We start from the raw sequence: 15,884 nt of genomic DNA, 5'->3' as shown, positions 1-15,884 counted from the left end.
ACGACGGTCGAGCAGCGCCCCCGTCATCGCTGGTGAGGCCCATCAGAGCAGGTGAGAGGCCTCACTGCCGCTGTCGTGGGCGTGTCAGGGCAGTCCCTTAGACTGAATGGCGAGCATCCCCCACTGTCGCTTTTAGGACCTCTCTTTGACATTCCCTTCGCGTCGTCGTGCCCTCCGTCCCCTCACCGCCCTGACCGCCGTCACTGCTGCCCTCACGCTGCTGTCGGGCTGCGTCGTCGCCGACGGCACCCGCGACGGTTCGTCCGCGTCGCAGGAGCGGCAGTCGACCGCCGAGGACAACCGGCAGACGCTCACGTCGGCGCTGCGCAGCTACGCCGTCGTCGATGCGAAGACGACGCCGAGCTCCGACGCGCACCTCTTCGGTCTGCCCGGTGCGAAGTCCCTGGCCGAGGCCACGGAGAAGGTCGTGCTCGGCGGCTTCGAATCCGCCGGCGCGTTCGGCGACCGCAAGGCCTTCAGCCCCGTCGTCACCGACCCCTCCGAGCGCTGGGAGGTCTCGAAGTTCATCGCGCCCGGAGCGACCACGGCGCAGCCGACCGCCTCGGCGCCGGCCCCCGGCGGCACCGGCGGAGAAGTCGACTACAGCAACCGCGTCCTCACCGCCGGCGGTGACTACCTCATCAGTGCCGTGACCGAGAACCGCGCACCGAGCGATCCGCAGCTCGGAGCCCCTGGCACCGCGACACCCTCTCCGAGCTCGACGCCGTCGGCGGCAGCGACGACGGTGTTCGTCACCGACCTCGCCAAGGACACGACCGTCGAGGCCGCCGACCTCTTCACGGCGAAGACGGATCCTGGAGCGATCGGCGCCGATGAGACCGGTGCGCTGACAGTCGACGGCGAGCCGGTGGGCACCGACGATCTCACCGCTCTCGGCCAGACGGTGACGGCAGCGCTGCACACTCCGGTCAACCTGCCGCAGGGCGCGGATGAGCGCGACCCCGACTACTCGTGCGCCCTGCTTCCGTGCGTGGCCCTGACCTACGACGACGGTCCGGGAGAGACCTCGATCGAGGACAAGCTGCTCGCCGATGCGAAGGACGCGAAGATCCGTCTCACGTACTTCCTCCTCGGCAAGAACGTTGAGCACAATCCCGGGGTCGTCGGTCGCATGGCCGAGGCCGGACACGAGCTCGGCAACCACTCGTGGAGCCACCCGCAGCTGTCGAAGCAGAGTCCCGACACGGTGAAGAAGCAGATCGGCGACACCGACAAGGCGATCGAGAAGGCCGGCGGCGGCAAGGTCACCGTCATGCGCCCGCCCTACGGCGCGATGTCGAAGGCCTCGGCGAAGGCCATCGACCATCCCGCGATCATGTGGGACGTCGACACCGAGGACTGGCGGCACAAGAGCGCGTCGATGATCGTCGACGCGGTCCGCGCTGCGGCGAAGCCCGGCTCGGTCGTGCTCATGCACTCGATCCATCCGACGACGATCGATGCGGCACCGGAGGTCTTCAAGACCGTCGCCGATGAGGGGCTCTACGCCGTCACCGTGTCGGATCTGTTCGCTCCGAAGACGATGGAGAGCGGTGCCGAGTACTTCTGCCGCGGCTATGCCACAGTCCTGTGCTCGAACCCCGAACACCCGGCCGTCCACCGCAACTGAGGGCGCGCCGCGCGGGAGCACTGCAGCCGATCAGGCATTGAGGCGCACAGTCCTTCAACCGCTCGCGGCGCGCTGCGCCCACAGAGCAATGGCCCCGTCACCGACGTGACGGGGCCATTGCTCTGTCCCCTGAGGCGGCAGAGGAGACGAGGGCCCAGTCAGGTGGCTTCGGAGTCGAAGGGGGCCGCCTCGGCGCGATTGCGGCGCACATGCTGGGCCTGGAACCGCTCGATCGGCGAGGCCGCTGCCGGGGCACCGGCAGCCCCGCCGGCAGCTCCCCCTGCAGCACCGGTTCCGGCTGCACCGTTCGGGTTCTCCGTATCGTCCTGCGAGGCGGGAGCGGCGAGCTCCTCGCGGCGCTTGGCCTCACGGATCGCCGAATCCTCTTCGACGAGGGCCTCACGGACGATGCGACGCGGGTCGTACTGACGGGGGTCGAGCTTCTGCCAGTCGACATCCTTGAAGTCGTCGCCGAAGTCGCGTTTGACGTTGTCCTTCGCGCCCTCGGCCATGCGGCGGAGCTGGCGCACGAGGTCGCGCAGCTTCTGCGCGTATTCGGGGAGGCGTTTGGGGCCGATCACTACGAGTGCGACGATCACGAGGATGACCATCTCGGTGCCGTTGACGCCAAACATGATCTCCATTCTAACGCCGCTGACAGTATGCTCGTTCTCAGGTCGTGTCCCCGTTCGCAAGGAGTTGAGCCGTGGACGAGGTCGTCGTCGAACGCGTGCTGCGCATCGTCGAACTCGTGCCCACCGGCCGCGTCGTCAGCTACGGCACCGTCGGCGTCGTCGCCGCCTGTTCACCCCGTTACGTGGGCCGGGTGATGAAGGAGTACGGGGCGAACGTCACGTGGTGGCGCGTCGTCAACGCCGCCGGTGCGCTGCCGGCGCCGCTGCTCGGACGCGCCCGGGACCACTGGCGGGCCGAAGCCACCGCTCACACCCAGGAGAAGGCGCTCACCTCGGCGTTTCTCAGTGCCGAGGATCTCGACGCGCTGTGGGTGCGCCACGGAACAGACCCCGAGGAGCGGTTAGACTGACGGTTGAGCAGCAGCGGAAAGCGAGGGGTCGATTGTCACGTGAGCATGCCGGTGATGTGACGTTCGCCGAGCAGTACAACGGACCTGACGCGCTTCTCGACGCCGCCCGGACCCTCTCCCACGAGTACGGGATCAGTCCGGTGTCCCAGACGACCTCGGCCACCCTCACCCTGCTCGCACGCCTCCTCGGCCCCGTCGCCGCGGTCGAGGTCGGCACGGGAACCGGAACGTCGACGCTCGCGTTGCTGCGCGGCATGCCGAACGCCGGGATACTCACCTCGATCGACACGAACTCCACCGCGCAGGGCGCTGCCCGCGACCTCATCGACCTTGCCGGCATCCGTCCCGGCCGGCTGCGGCTGATGAGCGGACGCGCCGAGGATGTCCTGCTCAGGCTCGCCCCGAGCGCCTACGACCTCGTGTTCCTCGACGTCGACCCCACCGGGCTCGAGCGGATGATCGAACCGGCGCTGCGTCTCCTCGACGCTCAGGGGCTCCTCGTCATCAACCAGACGCTGCTCGCCGGCAGCGTCGCCGACCCGGTCGACCGGTCCGCGCGCACGCAGGCCGCTCGGAGTCTGCTCAACCGGCTGGCCGCCCAGGAGCGGCTCGAACGCGTCCTGCTGCCGATCGGCGAGGGTCTGCTGGCCGTGCAGAAGACGTGGCGCTGACCCGATCCCGCACCCGCAGGTCAGGCTCCCTGACGACAGAGGGGCAGCGACAACAGAGAAGCAGCAGAGACGATTCGTCTCTGCTGCTTCTCATGCGGGCTGTGCTGCTGGTCAGATGCCCAGGGTCTCCGCGAGGGTGTCGTGCAGCGCCGTCGCTTCGTCAGCGCTGAGCTCGATCACGAGCCGGCCACCGCCCTCCACCGGAAGCCGCATGACCATGCCGCGGCCTTCCTTGGTGACTTCCAGAGGTCCGTCGCCGGTGCGGGGTTTCTGAGCTGCCATGTGGGCGCAACCTTTCGTTGTTTGAACAGAGTGAACAGATCACACGATCAGCCCACTGTGATAGTCCGATTATTCCATGAACCGCACTCGCACGGGGACACTTGCCGAAATTGTCGCAGATCACGGCGGCAGGTCGGAGGGCGGAGTGAAGTGCCAGAGGTAGCCCACCCAGACGATCTGGAGCATGATGAACGCTGCGATGACGACGACGCGGTACCCGCGGGAGCGCACCGCCGCCAGGGTCAGCGCGATCGGGAAGAGCGGCAGCAGCAGGCGCAGAGTCGAGGTCTGCGGGGTGAAGAAGATGAGCAGGTAGAGCCCGTAGGCGGTGCAGAAGAGCTGCAGCGTCCGGCCCATCCGGGCACCCGCAGGCGAGAAGATGAGGGCGAGCATTCCGGCGATGACGCCGAAGAGGAGGAGCGGTCCGAACGGACCGACGAGGCCGTTGGCCGCCCCCAGCCATTGGACGAAGTAGGACGATGTTCCGGTGTGCCAGGCCGCCTCGGTGTCGGTGTAGGCCGTCATCGACCCCGTCGTCAGCCACGCATGGACGGGATGGAGGAGGGCGGCGACGCACGAGAGCACGCCGAGCGTCCACGACCGCACGACTTCCCCGAGCGGGTACGGATCGGTCCGGCGGCGGAGGAAGCGGTCGATGAGGACGAAGAGCATGAAGAACGAGAACGCCACCCCGATGGGCCGGGAGAGGTCCATGAGGATGACGACGGGGATCGCGGTGAGGTAGCGGCGTTCGACGACGAAGAGGAGGGCCAGGGCCTGGAGCAGGAGGGTGAGCGACTCGGCGTACCCGGTGGAGAACACCGCCGCGGGCGGGAAGACCATGACGAATGCGAGCGCGGTGAGCGCCTGTCCGGGCGGAACGAACTTGCGGAAGAGCGTGAGGATGACGATCGAGGCCAGGCCCGCGGCGATCGTCGACACGAGCGGGGAGATGACCTCGTAGCTCAGTCCGGTCAGGCGCGCGAGCTCCCCGGTGATCGCCGGGTGGAGCGGATAGAAGGCCCACTGGTTCTGGATGATGTCACCGGTCTCGGTGACCGGCAGCGTTGCGGGGTACCCCTCGCTCGCGATGCGCGCGTACCATGCGGAGTCCCAGAAGTTGAGGAAGTCGCCGAGCGTCGTCGTCACCGGGCTCGACGACCAGCCGGCGACCTCCTGCCGGCGCAGGACTGCGGCGAAGATCGCGATGCTCACGATCCGCGAGGCGACGTAGACGGTCAGCGCCTGCACCCACAGCGGCAGCTGGAGGAAGAGGACGCCGGCCCGGTGGAGGCGGGAGGAGTTGAAGACTTCGGGGACGAGGGTGATGCCGGGGAGGTCTGCGGGTCTGCTCATCGCTTAACGGCGCGCGGCTTCCAGTTCGCTGATGCGTTCGCGCAGGCGGCCGATCGCCGCATCGACCTCGTCCATCCGATACCCGCGCAGTGCCGGACGGAATCTCAGCTCATCGACGTCGGCGACGGTGAAGTCACCGGACAGCGGGGCGGCCACAGCATCGGTCTCCTCGGCGGCTTCGGAGCTGAAGAGCTCGAAGGATGCGGCAAGGACGATGACGAGAACGAAGATCGCCGCCGCGACCCCGATGACTATCCACAATGGCATGAGCCCATCATTTCACATCGCTCCTGAGCATCGGCGGAGGTCGGCGTGTGCGAACCCTCTCAGCGGAGGCCGGCGTGTGCACGCTCTCAGCGCAGGTCGGCGTGTGCACGCTCTCAGCGCAGGTCGGCGTGTGCGAACGCTCTCAGCGCAGGTCGGCGACCGCGGCGGCAGTCCTCAGCCCAGGTCGGTTTCAGCCCAGGTCGGTCTCAGCGCAGGCCGCGGACCGTGTGCCGCGGCTGTGCCTCGCCGGTGATCGCGAGCGTCACGGCGATCGCGTCGGCGGTCGCCGCCACATCGTGGGCGCGGATGATCGCCGCGCCCCGTTCGACCGCCAGTGCCGTCGCCGCGATCGTCCCGTGCAGTCGGTCGGCGGGTCCGGCCGCCCCGATCGTCTCTCCGATGAAGTCCTTCCGGGAGATCGCCAGCAGCACGGGGTAGCCGGTGTCGCGGAAACGGGCCAGCTCCCGCAGCAGGCGCAGCGAGTGATAGGTGTTCTTCCCGAAGTCCGGGGTCGGGTCGATGACGATCCGCTCCGGTGCGACCCCTGCCCGCTGGGCCGCCTCGGCGAGGGCGACGACCCCGGCGACGGTGTCGGTGACGACCTCGCCGGCATGGAGGCCGTAGCGGCTGCGGTGGGCGTCGGTGCGCGGGGTGAGGCCACCGGTGTGGGAGCAGACGAGGCCGACGTCGAAGGCGGCCGCGACCTCGGCGACGCGGGGGTCGGCACCGGCCCAGGTGTCGTTGAGGAGGCCGGCACCGGCCGCGCAGACGGCCTCGGCCACCTCGGCGCGCCACGTGTCGACGCTGATGAGGAGACCGGGATGGCGCTGCCGGACAGCGGTGACGGCCGGGGCGACGCGGTCGATCTCCTCGCCCACGGAGATCTCCCTCCCCCGGCCGGCGCGGACCCCGCCGATGTCGACGATCCGCGCCCCCGCCTCGGCGGCGGCATCGACGGCGGCCAGCGCACCGTCGAGGGTCGCCGCGGACTCGTAGAACGAATCCGTCGTCCGGTTGACCACGGCCATGATGACCGGGGCACCGGGTCGGGCGTCGTCGAGGACGCTGCGGGCACGGACCGGACGGGCGGAACCGCTCGGTCGGGCCTGCGCGCGGTCTCTCACTGTTCGGGGCCTGCGCCGCCCACGGGGGCATCGGGGAGGGAGCCGCCGGGGCCGATGTGTGTCACGACCTCGTCGATGTCGTCGGTGAGGATGAAGAGGTCGAGGTCGGTGTCCGAGATCGTGCCCGAGGCCAGCAGCGTGCTCCTGATCCACTCGACGAGACCCGACCAGTACGCGGTGCCGAAGAGGACGACGGGGAACGAGGTGACCTTGCCGGTCTGGACGAGGGTGAAGGCCTCGAAGAGCTCGTCGAGGGTGCCGAAGCCGCCTGGCATGACGACGAAGCCGCGCGAGTACTTGAGGAACATCGTCTTGCGGACGAAGAAGTACCGGAAGTTCACGCCGAGTTCGACGTAGTCGTTGAGGCCGGACTCGAAGGGCAGTTCGATGCCGAGGCCGATCGAGACTCCCCCGGCCTCCATCGCACCGAGGTTGCCGGCCTCCATGATGCCCGGTCCCCCGCCGGTGATGATCGCATTGCCGTTCTCCGCGAGTCGGCGCGCGATCTCACGGGCGTCGTTGTAGGCCTGCGTCTGCGGGCCGAGGCGCGCGGAGCCGAAGATCGACACGGCGGGGCCGACCTCGGCCAGCGAGCCGAAGCCCTCGACGAACTCGGCCTGGATGCGCATGACCCGCCACGGATCCTCATGGACCCAGTTCGAGGGGCCGCGTGATTCGAGGAGACGCTGATCGGTCGTCGTCGTCGGCACCTGGGATCCGCGCAGGCGCAGCGGTCCCTTGCTGTAGAACTGTGCGTCCTCGCCCGGCTCGGGCTGGGGCGGAGCGTCAGTCTGCGGTGTGGCCGTGGCGGCCTGCGGTGCGGCGTCCTGCGCCGGTGCGCTCTCGTGCGCCGGTGCGCTCTCCTGCGGTCCGGCCGCAGATCCCGCCTGTGCCGGTGTGCCTGAGTGTGTCGACATCGTTCTCAGCCCTCCTCGAGGTAGCTCACGAGCGCCCGGGTCGCGTCCTCCACTTCCCGGACCCTGACATGTTCGTCTGACTTGTGAGCATACAGAGGGTTGCCCGGGCCGAAATTCACCGCCGGCACCCCGAGCGCGCTGAAGCGCGAGACATCGGTCCATCCGAGCTTCGCCGCCGGTTCGGCGCCGAGGGCGGAGAGGAAGTCCTGTGCGATCGGCCGGTCGAGTCCCGGCCGGGCGCCTTCCGCGGCATCGGTGACGACGACGTCGAAGCCGGTGAAGAGCTCACGGAGGAAGCCCTCGGCCTCAGCCGCCGACTTCGACGGCGCGAAGCGGTAGTTGACGGAGATCCGGGCCTCGTCGGGGACGACGTTGCCGGCGACTCCCCCGCTGATCGCGACGGCCGAGAGGGATTCGCGATAGTCGAGTCCGTCGACGGTGACCGTCTCGGAGACGTGGTCGGCGAGGCGGGTGAGCACCTCGGCGGCGGCATGGATGGCATTGACGCCCATGAAGGCCCGTGCCGAATGCGCCCGCACCCCGTGGGTCGTGACGTCGACGCGGATCGTGCCGTTGCAGCCGCCTTCGACGCTCGCGTTCGAGGGTTCGCCGAGGATCGCGAAGTCCCCGTCCAACCAGTCCGGATGGTTCCGGGCGACCCGACCGAGGCCGTTGAGTGCGGCGTCGACCTCCTCATGGTCGTAGAAGACCCAGCTGACGTCGCGCGTCGGATTGCGCAGGGCTGCCGCGGTGACGAGCTGCATCGCCACGCCCGCCTTCATATCGCACGCCCCACGGCCCCAGACGATGTCCTCGTCCGGGACGGCCGCCTCGGCGGCAGACGCCCCCGGCACACCCTGGCCGGGGTGCGGCTCGGCACCGGTCCCCGCGGGGCCGGCGGCGGTGCCGACGAAGCGCAGGGGCGGGAGGTTGCCCTCGACGGGGACGGTGTCAAGGTGACCGGCGACGACGATGCGCTCACTGCGCCCGAGCCGGGTGCGAGCGACGATCGTGTCGCCGTCGCGGAGGATCTCGAGATCGGGGCCGTCCCCGGCGCTGATCGCCTGCAGCACGGCCTCGACAGCATCGGTGATCGCCGCCTCGTTGCCGGAGACGGATTCGATCGCGCACAGCCGGCCCGTGAGCTCACCCGGATCGTCGATGGCGGCGAGCAGATACTCGCCGAGGTCGCCGTCGGGAACGAAAGCGGATGTGGTCTCAGCAGGTGGATGAGCGGTCATACGGCTTAGCCTAGTACCGCGGTCACCGACTAGGCTTGCGGTCATGACACAACGCATCGTTTCCGCGCGTGGACTCGCCACGCAGCATGAGAACACCGTCCTCTCCGTCTGGTACCCGACCCTGAGCGTCGCCGACGATTTCACCGACGCCGAGGCGGCCGCCACCGCCCTCGCGTCCGAGGACGGACTCGACGCGATGACCGGTGAGGATCCGGCCCGGGGAACGACGACGACCGTGGTGACGACGACGATCGACCTCGACGAAGCACCCGCCTCGGCGGCCGACGTCTACCTCCGCCTCCACGCGCTCTCCCACCGCATCGTCGTGCCCAACGACGTCAACCTCGACGGCATCTTCGGTCACATCGCCAACGTCGTGTGGACCTCGGCGGGCGCCTGCTCGCCCGAGGGCTTCGAGGCCACCCGCGCGAAGCTGCTCGCCAGCGGCCCCGTCGCGGTCTTCGGCCTCGACAAGTTCCCGCGGATGACGGACTTCGTCATCCCCTCCGGTGTCCGCATCGGAGACGCCGACCGGGTGCGTCTCGGCGCGCATCTGGCCCCGGGCACGACGGTCATGCACGAGGGCTTCGTCAACTTCAACGCGGGCACCCTGGGTTCGGCGATGGTCGAGGGACGCATCTCGCAGGGCGTCGTCGTCGGTGACGGTTCGGACGTCGGCGGCGGTGCCTCGATCATGGGCACGCTCTCCGGGGGCGGCACGCACCGCATCTCGATCGGCACGGGCAGCCTGCTCGGCGCGAACTCCGGTGTCGGCATCTCGATCGGCGACGACTGCATCGTCGAGGCCGGCCTCTACCTCACCGCCGGCACGCGCGTGAGCGTGCTCGGCGACGACGAGCGGGTCGTCAAGGCCTCGGAGCTCAGCGGAGCGAACAACATCCTCTTCCGCCGCAACTCCGTCACCGGTGCCGTCGAGGCGATCGCGCGCTCGGCCAAGGGCATCGAGCTCAACCCCGACCTCCACTGAGATCCAGGGCCGTCACTGAGGGACGGCACTGCGATTCACACCTGCCCCGTTCGGATCAGCCAACAGCCCTCCGGGAACCGAGGAACCGCCTCGGCGCCGGAGGGCTGTTTCGCTGCACTGCCGGGACGGGCAGGCGGAAGGTCGAACGACCGCGGATGAGGGCAGCCGCTCCGGCAACCCCCTACCCGGAGGTTCACACACAACCCGTGCGGGCGCAGGGGACGCGACTCCGCGGTGTGCGTGCGAAGCCACGCGGTGTGTGTCGCCCCGCAGGTTGTCGGTGTTCGGCGCCGCGATCACCCCACACGACAGCAGCCCTCCGGGCGCTCAGCCACCGTGCGGTGGAGAAGCGCCCGGAGGGCTGCCGGAGTGGAGAGGTGCTCAGCGCTCGCTGATGTCCTCGTAGTCGCGGGAGACCGCGCCGGTGTAGACCTGACGGGGACGACCGATGCGCGTCTCGGGATCGTTGATCATCTCGCGCCACTGGGCGATCCAGCCCGGGAGGCGACCGACGGAGAAGAGCACCGTGAACATGTTCGTCGGGAAGCCGAGCGCCTTGTAGATCAGGCCGGTGTAGAAGTCGACGTTCGGGTAGAGCTTGCGCTCGACGAAGTAGTCGTCAGCCAGCGCGATCTCCTCGAGCTGCATCGCGAGCTCGAGCAGCGGGTCGCCGCCGTTGCGGGCGAGCACCTCGTCGGCGGTCTTCTTGATGATCTTCGCGCGCGGATCGTAGTTCTTGTACACCCGGTGGCCGAAGCCCATGAGGCGCACGCCCTCTTCCTTGTTCTTCACGCGCTCCATGAACTTCTTCGGGCCGTCATCGGACGCCGCGATCGACTGGAGCATCTCGAGCACCGCCGAGTTCGCGCCGCCGTGCAGGGGTCCGGCCAGGGCGTTGATGCCCGCGGAGATCGACTGGAAGATGTTCGCCTGCGCCGAGCCGACGAGGCGGACCGTCGACGTCGAGCAGTTCTGCTCATGGTCGGCGTGGAGGATGAAGAGCTGATCCATCGCCTTGACCGCGAGCGGGTCCGGCTCGTAGGGCTCGGACGGCACGCCGAAGTTCACCCGCAGGAAGTTCTCCACGAGGCTGAGCGAGTTGTCCGGGTGGATGACGGGCAGGCCCATGTTCTTCCGGTGCGCGAGCGCCGCGATCGTCGGCATCTTCGCGAGCAGGCGGTAGGACGAGGTGTCGACCTGCTCCTCGTCAAAAACATCGAGGTCATCTTGGTAGAAAGTCGACAAAGCCGCGACAGCGGCTGAAACCATGGGCATCGGGTGCGCATCGTAGGGGAACGCACGGAAGAACCGACGCAGATCCTCGTGGACGATGGTGTGCTTGCGCAGACGCGAATCGAACGCATCGTACTGCTCCTGAGTGGGCAGTTCGCCGTGGATGAGGAGGTAGCAGACTTCGACGAAGTTCGACTTCTCCGCCAGCTGCTCGATCGGGTAGCCCCGGTACTGGAGCACGCCGGCGTTGCCGTCGATGTAGGTGATCGCCGAGGAGGTCGATGCCGTGTTGCCGAATCCCGGATCGTAGGTGACGGCGCCGGTCTCCTTGAGCAGAGAGCCGATGCGATATCCGTTGTTGCCCTCAGTGGCCGGCACTTCTGGCAGTGCCAGGTCCGTATCGGCAATCCTGAGATTCGCTTCGGTCGGCATATGTTCTCCTCACCGTCGACCCACCTCAAGAACTTCTTGAGGCGTCTTGCACAGTTCCCTCAAAGACTACCCACTCCCTGAGGATTCGAAAAATCACTGCACCCAGTGCATACTGACCGGTAACACGTCCTACCTGGTCAGACATGCCGCGGCCGGTCCAAATCAGAGCGGCTCCGCGGACCTCATTTCGCAGCGGCGAGAAGGCGCTCGGCAGCCGCGTCGATGCGCTCGTCGGTCGCCGTCAGCGAGACGCGCACGTGCGACGCCGCGGCGTCGCCGTAGAACGCGCCGGGCCCGGCGACGATTCCGAGATCGGCCAATGCACCGATCGACTCCCAGCCGTCGACACCGGCCGTGGCCCACAGATAGAGGCCGGCATCGGAGTCGTCGATGCGGAATCCGAAGGCCTCGAGCGCCGGACGCAGACGATCGCGCCGTGCGCGGTAGCGCTCTCTCTGTTCGACGACATGGTCGACATCGCGCAGTCCGGCGACCATCGCCGCCTGAATCGGCGCGGGCACGATCATGCCCGCATGCTTCCGCGTCTTCGTCAGATCGCCGATGAGCTCGGCGTCCCCGGCCACGAACGCGGCACGGTAGCCTGCGAGGTTCGACTGCTTCGACATCGAGTAGACGCTGAGCACACCGGAGTGGTCGCCCTCGGTGACCGACAGCACGCTCGGGGCCGGCTCGTCGGAGACCCAGTTGAGCAGTCCGTAGCACTCGTCGGAGGCGACGACGACTCCGGCTGCGCGGGCACGGCGGACCACCTCGGCGAGGGTGTCCCGGTCGAGGACAGCACCCGTGGGATTGCCGGGGGTGTTGAGCCAGAGGAGCCCGATGCCCTCGAGCGAGGCCCCGGCGAGGATCTCGGAGGCGTCGAGCCGGACGCAGTCGACGCCGGCGATCGTCGCCCCCATCTCATACGTCGGGTAGGCCGCGTGCGGGCAGGCCACGCTCAGACCCGCCTGCCGCAGGCCGAGCAGAGTCGGCAGCCACGCGACGAACTCCTTCGACCCGATGGTCGGGAGCACCTCGGTGGCGGGGTCGACGGTCACCCCGTGCCACGTGTCGTACCAGTCGGCGATCGCCGACCGCAGCTCATCGGTGCCGGTCGTCGTCGGGTAGCCGTGAGCATCGCCGGCCGCGGCCAGCGCGTCCTCGATGACCTGCGGGGTGGGGTCGACCGGCGTGCCGATCGAGAGATCGCAGACGCCGCCGGGATGCTCGGCAGCGCGGGCACGATAGGCCGCGAGCTTGTCCCACGGGTAGTCGGGCAGGTCGAGCCCGAGGCGACGCGTCACTCCTCGCCGTTCTGCGGCGGCAGGACGGAGATGATCGGGTGGTCCTTGCCGGTGTTGCCGAGCTTGGCGGCGCCTCCCGGTGAGCCGATGTCATCGAAGAATTCGACATTGGCCTTGTAGTACTCCGACCATTCCTCGGGAACGTCGTCCTCGTAGTAGATCGCCTCGACGGGGCAGACGGGCTCACAGGCTCCGCAGTCGACGCACTCGTCGGGGTGGATGTAGAGGGAGCGCTCCCCCTCGTAGATGCAGTCGACCGGGCATTCGTCGATGCAGGCCTTGTCCTTCACGTCGACGCAGGGCTGGGCGATGATGTACGTCACGGATTCGCGCTCCTCGGGAAACTGAAGTCGTTCTCTGCAGTCAACCATACGCCCTGCACACGTGCGCAGTCTCTCCGCGGGACTCGTGATCCTCGTTGCACTTTCCGTGGGCCCGGTCACGCAGGCGCGCGGGCCGGCGCCGTCTGCTCTAGGGTGGACTGAGGACTCAGCGAGCGAGAGAGGGGATTCCGTGGACGATCTGCAGCCCGGGAGGAGAGTCGTGGTGCGTTACTCGCTCGATCCCGGAGACAGTCATGCGACCTCCGATGCGCTCGGCGTCGTCACCGCAGCCGATGAGTCCCGCGTCGAGATCGACACGAAGCGCGGGCCCGTGCGCATCCTCCGCGACCAGATCCTCCTCGTCCACGAGGTGCCTCCCGCTCCCACCCGGTCGGGCCGCACGCATGAGATCGTCTCCGCTGTCGACCTGCGCCGGATCTCGGCGGCGGCCTGGCTGCCCGCCGATGTCTCGTGGCTCAACGCCGAGAACCTCCGCAACGAATCCCGCAGCGACGACGGCGACGACGTCGGCCTCCTGCAGAAGGGCTGGCTGCTGCGCAGCTCGGAGTCGGTGACCCGGCGGGCCAACAGCGCCCTGCCCGTCTCAGAGACGGGACTGAGCTGGGAGGACGGCCTCGACGCCGTCGAAGCGTGGTATGCCGCCAGGAACCGACCGCCGGTCGTCCAGATCTACTCCGCCGATGACTCCGCCGGCCTCGACCCCGTGTGCGCGGGCCTCGGCCCGCTGCTCTCGGACCGCGGGTACACCGCCTCGGAGACCGTGTATCTGCTCACCGGGTCCACCGCCGAGGCGGCCGGTGGTGCCGCCGGACCCGCCGAGGCGGCCGCTCCCGGCCTCGTCATCGACGTCACGGAGACCCCGAGTCCCCTGCACTACGCGGCGTGGACGAGTGAGCGCGACCCCGGCTCCGCCGAGGCCCTCCGGGCTCTCATCGAGGCCGACGATCCGTGCCAGTTCGTCACCGCCTGGGCGCAGCATCCTGACGGCTCGCAGACGATGGTCGCCACCTGCCGGGTCGTCGAGCGCAGCAAGTGGGGTGTCATCACCAACCTCGTCACGCGCCCCGACCTGCGTCGTCGCGGCGCCGGGCGCGCGGTCGTCCGGGCGGCCGCCGCGCTGCTCTCCCAGCGCGGGGTCCGCTCCTACCTCGTCGATGTCGAAGCGGGCAATACGGCTTCGCTCGAGCTCTTCGGCTCCCTCGGGGCGAGCGTGCGCCACCGGTACTGGTTCGCCGGCCGCGGCTGAGCCCGGACCGAAGCAGCTGAGCCCGGTCGAGCCGGCCTCGGGGTCACCCGCCTACTTGCACTCGACCTTGTTGACCGGGCGGTAGGTCGTGACGAAGGAGTCCTTCGTCGTCTTGCCCGTGGCGATCTCCTTCATCGTGCGGGTGATCTTGATCGACCAGCCCTCGCGCGGAGACTGCGGCTTGCACGAGGCTCCCGACTCCGTCTTCGTCGCCGGAGAGGTGAAGGCGTAGCGGCCGGAGGACTCGGAGGACACGTCGAGGGTCTTGACGCCGAAGACCTTCGCGTTCACCTTCCCGTCAGCCAGGTACATGTCGAGAACGACGGGCGTCTTCGACGTGTTCGTGAACTTGAGGTCGATCGACGAGAAGTCGAGCGTCGTCTCCCGGCCCTCGGGGTAGCGCGAGATGTAGCGCGAATGCGCCTGGTGCTCGTCGAGGGAGAAGCCGGCAAAGAACGCGGCGTTGAACAGCGTCGTCGACACCTGTGAGACTCCCCCGCCGAAGTCCTCCTTCATCTGCCCTTCCGAGATCACCCCGGCGGGCTTGTAGCCGTTGGCCGCGGTCCGCTGACCGAGGGTGTCGTTGAGGGAGAACTGCTCACCGGGCTGGAGCACGGTGCCCGAGACCTCCTTCGAGGCCACGCGGAGGTTGTTGTCGCGGTTCGGGTCGGAGTCGTAGGGAGTGCTGAACTCGGAGACGACCTGGGAGACGTCGGCCTTCTCCGCGTCCTCGGTCGTGAACTCGGGGTCGACGGAGGCCAGGGTCACCTCGGCGGCCGCGCTGTCTCCGTTGATGGCATCGGTGACGGCCTTCGAGAGGTCGTCGGCCTTGATGCCGATGCCGGTCTCCGATGCGACGACCTTCGGCTTGCCGTCGACGATCTCGTACGTCGCGTCCTTCGCGGGGCGGCCGATCTCCGTGTTCTCATCGAGCGTCTGCTTCTGCAGCTTCTTCGCGTCGAACTCAGGCACGAGGGCGGAGTCCTTCGGAACGAAGCTCAGGGTGTCCGCGATCGTCTCGGGTGCGATCGTCAGGTCTCCGCCCTTGACGTCGGAGTCGGCGTCCTTGCCGGGCACAGCCTTGACCGTGACGTCTCCGGCGACGGCGTCGGTCGCGAATCCCTTGGCGACCTCGTCGGCCTCCGCTGTCGTGATGTCGGGGTCCTCGTTCGTCGCCTCGACCGCCAGCGGCCCGTCCTTCTGCAGCCATTCCGAGGTGATCGCCGTGCGGATCGCCTCGGGTTCGACGGTCTGTCCGACGACACCGTCCTTGACCGTCGGGGTCGTCTTGTCATAGGTGAGCTCAGCATTGGCCGGGTCGACCTTGAGTGCCTGGGCGGCATCCTTGCCGGCCGGGTCGAAGGCCGCGTCGTCGACGGCGATGACCGGTGCCACGGTGTTGTCCCCGAAGAGCCGGTCCCAGAGGATCGTGGGATCGAGCGTGAACCCGGTGACCCTGGCGACCGTGGCGTCGACATCGACGCTCAGCCCCGCGTCCGCAGGGTTGAGCGTCGCCGTCGACTCGCCCGCGGTGAGCTCGATGTCCTGCTTGACCGGGTCGGCGAGGGCGTCCTCGAGGGCAGCGCTCGCATCACTCGCGCTCTTGCCGCCGATGTCGACCCCGGCCACGGTGGTGCCGGGAGCGACGATGCGGCCGCTGAAGAGCCCGAGGAGGAGGTAGACCACGGCGAGGCCGAGCACGACGAACAGGGCGATGAGCCAAGGGCGGCGGCTGCGTCGCTTCTGGGTTTCGGCACCGGATTCGGGGGTGCCGCCGGAGAGGGTGGGAGTGGACATCAGTCTT

16 protein-coding genes are annotated in these 15,884 nt (G+C 68.6%); 5 read left to right on the top strand and 11 right to left on the bottom strand.

The annotated features are described in order from the left end of the window. The first annotated feature begins 145 nt into the window (after window positions 1-145). The gene (locus FJ887_RS06035; RefSeq protein ID WP_140955196.1) at window positions 146-1,630 is read left to right on the top strand and encodes a polysaccharide deacetylase family protein; all 1,485 of its coding nucleotides are present in this window, start codon (window positions 146-148) and stop codon (window positions 1,628-1,630) included. 158 nt (window positions 1,631-1,788) lie between these two features. Here FJ887_RS06035 and FJ887_RS06030 read toward each other — a convergent pair whose 3' ends face one another. Further along, window positions 1,789-2,265 (bottom strand): twin-arginine translocase TatA/TatE family subunit, encoded by a 477-nt coding sequence (locus tag FJ887_RS06030; protein WP_137825979.1) that lies wholly within the window; start codon window positions 2,263-2,265, stop codon window positions 1,789-1,791. Window positions 2,266-2,336: 71 nt separating this feature from the next. Here FJ887_RS06030 and FJ887_RS06025 point away from each other — a divergent pair, with 71 nt between their 5' ends. Next, a complete protein-coding gene (locus FJ887_RS06025; RefSeq protein WP_137825955.1) occupies window positions 2,337-2,675 on the top strand; it encodes an MGMT family protein in 339 nt (112 codons plus the stop codon). A 32-nt stretch (window positions 2,676-2,707) separates the two neighbouring features. Further along, the gene (locus FJ887_RS06020; RefSeq protein ID WP_137825954.1) at window positions 2,708-3,346 is read left to right on the top strand and encodes an O-methyltransferase; all 639 of its coding nucleotides are present in this window, start codon (window positions 2,708-2,710) and stop codon (window positions 3,344-3,346) included. Window positions 3,347-3,457: 111 nt separating this feature from the next. Here FJ887_RS06020 and FJ887_RS06015 read toward each other — a convergent pair whose 3' ends face one another. From FJ887_RS06015 to dapE, 6 genes are all read right to left on the bottom strand, one after another. Then, window positions 3,458-3,628, bottom strand: a complete 171-nt coding sequence (locus FJ887_RS06015; protein WP_009375197.1) for a DUF3117 domain-containing protein — start codon at window positions 3,626-3,628, stop codon at window positions 3,458-3,460. Between the two features lie 120 nt (window positions 3,629-3,748). Beyond that, window positions 3,749-4,984 (bottom strand): putative hexosyltransferase, encoded by a 1,236-nt coding sequence (locus FJ887_RS06010; RefSeq protein WP_137825953.1) that lies wholly within the window; start codon window positions 4,982-4,984, stop codon window positions 3,749-3,751. Between the two features lie 3 nt (window positions 4,985-4,987). Then, window positions 4,988-5,251, bottom strand: a complete 264-nt coding sequence (locus FJ887_RS06005; protein ID WP_137825952.1) for a DivIVA domain-containing protein — start codon at window positions 5,249-5,251, stop codon at window positions 4,988-4,990. A gap of 206 nt (window positions 5,252-5,457) precedes the next feature. Next, a complete protein-coding gene (gene folP / locus FJ887_RS06000) occupies window positions 5,458-6,375 on the bottom strand; it encodes a dihydropteroate synthase (RefSeq protein ID WP_250786170.1) in 918 nt (305 codons plus the stop codon). Beyond that, the gene (locus FJ887_RS05995; RefSeq protein ID WP_137825576.1) at window positions 6,372-7,292 is read right to left on the bottom strand and encodes an LOG family protein; all 921 of its coding nucleotides are present in this window, start codon (window positions 7,290-7,292) and stop codon (window positions 6,372-6,374) included. Before FJ887_RS05995 ends, folP begins: the two co-directional genes overlap by 4 nt. Before the next feature lie 5 nt (window positions 7,293-7,297). Next, the gene (dapE, locus tag FJ887_RS05990; RefSeq protein WP_137825577.1) at window positions 7,298-8,533 is read right to left on the bottom strand and encodes a succinyl-diaminopimelate desuccinylase; all 1,236 of its coding nucleotides are present in this window, start codon (window positions 8,531-8,533) and stop codon (window positions 7,298-7,300) included. Between the two features lie 43 nt (window positions 8,534-8,576). On the opposite strand from dapE, the gene dapD reads away from it, so the two are divergent. Next, window positions 8,577-9,521, top strand: coding sequence for a 2,3,4,5-tetrahydropyridine-2,6-dicarboxylate N-succinyltransferase (dapD, locus tag FJ887_RS05985; protein WP_137825578.1), 945 nt, complete (start codon window positions 8,577-8,579; stop codon window positions 9,519-9,521). 381 nt (window positions 9,522-9,902) lie between these two features. Here dapD and FJ887_RS05980 read toward each other — a convergent pair whose 3' ends face one another. The 3 genes from FJ887_RS05980 to fdxA all read right to left on the bottom strand — a co-directional run bounded on the left by FJ887_RS05980 (window position 9,903) and on the right by fdxA (window position 12,813). Beyond that, window positions 9,903-11,186 (bottom strand): citrate synthase, encoded by a 1,284-nt coding sequence (locus FJ887_RS05980; RefSeq protein ID WP_137825579.1) that lies wholly within the window; start codon window positions 11,184-11,186, stop codon window positions 9,903-9,905. A 182-nt stretch (window positions 11,187-11,368) separates the two neighbouring features. After that, entirely contained in the window at window positions 11,369-12,490 is a 1,122-nt protein-coding gene (dapC, locus tag FJ887_RS05975) for a succinyldiaminopimelate transaminase (RefSeq protein WP_137825580.1), read from the bottom strand. Further along, window positions 12,487-12,813, bottom strand: a complete 327-nt coding sequence (gene fdxA / locus FJ887_RS05970; protein ID WP_137825581.1) for a ferredoxin — start codon at window positions 12,811-12,813, stop codon at window positions 12,487-12,489. Before fdxA ends, dapC begins: the two co-directional genes overlap by 4 nt. Window positions 12,814-13,003: 190 nt before the next feature. Between fdxA and FJ887_RS05965 the strand changes: the two genes are divergently transcribed. Continuing rightward, window positions 13,004-14,080: a GNAT family N-acetyltransferase gene (locus FJ887_RS05965; RefSeq protein ID WP_137825582.1), complete on the top strand. Its 1,077-nt coding sequence runs from the start codon at window positions 13,004-13,006 to the stop codon at window positions 14,078-14,080. A 51-nt stretch (window positions 14,081-14,131) separates the two neighbouring features. On the opposite strand, the gene FJ887_RS05960 is transcribed toward FJ887_RS05965, so the two are convergent. Continuing rightward, the gene (locus FJ887_RS05960) at window positions 14,132-15,877 is read right to left on the bottom strand and encodes a VanW family protein (protein WP_140955197.1); all 1,746 of its coding nucleotides are present in this window, start codon (window positions 15,875-15,877) and stop codon (window positions 14,132-14,134) included. Window positions 15,878-15,884: the final 7 nt, after the last annotated feature.

The sequence above is a fragment of the Brevibacterium sp. XM4083 genome (assembly GCF_006489205.2).
Classification (GTDB): Bacteria; Actinomycetota; Actinomycetes; order Actinomycetales; family Brevibacteriaceae; genus Brevibacterium.
Note: the sequence above shows the minus strand (reverse complement) of the source record. Positions and strands in the feature narration are given on the sequence as shown.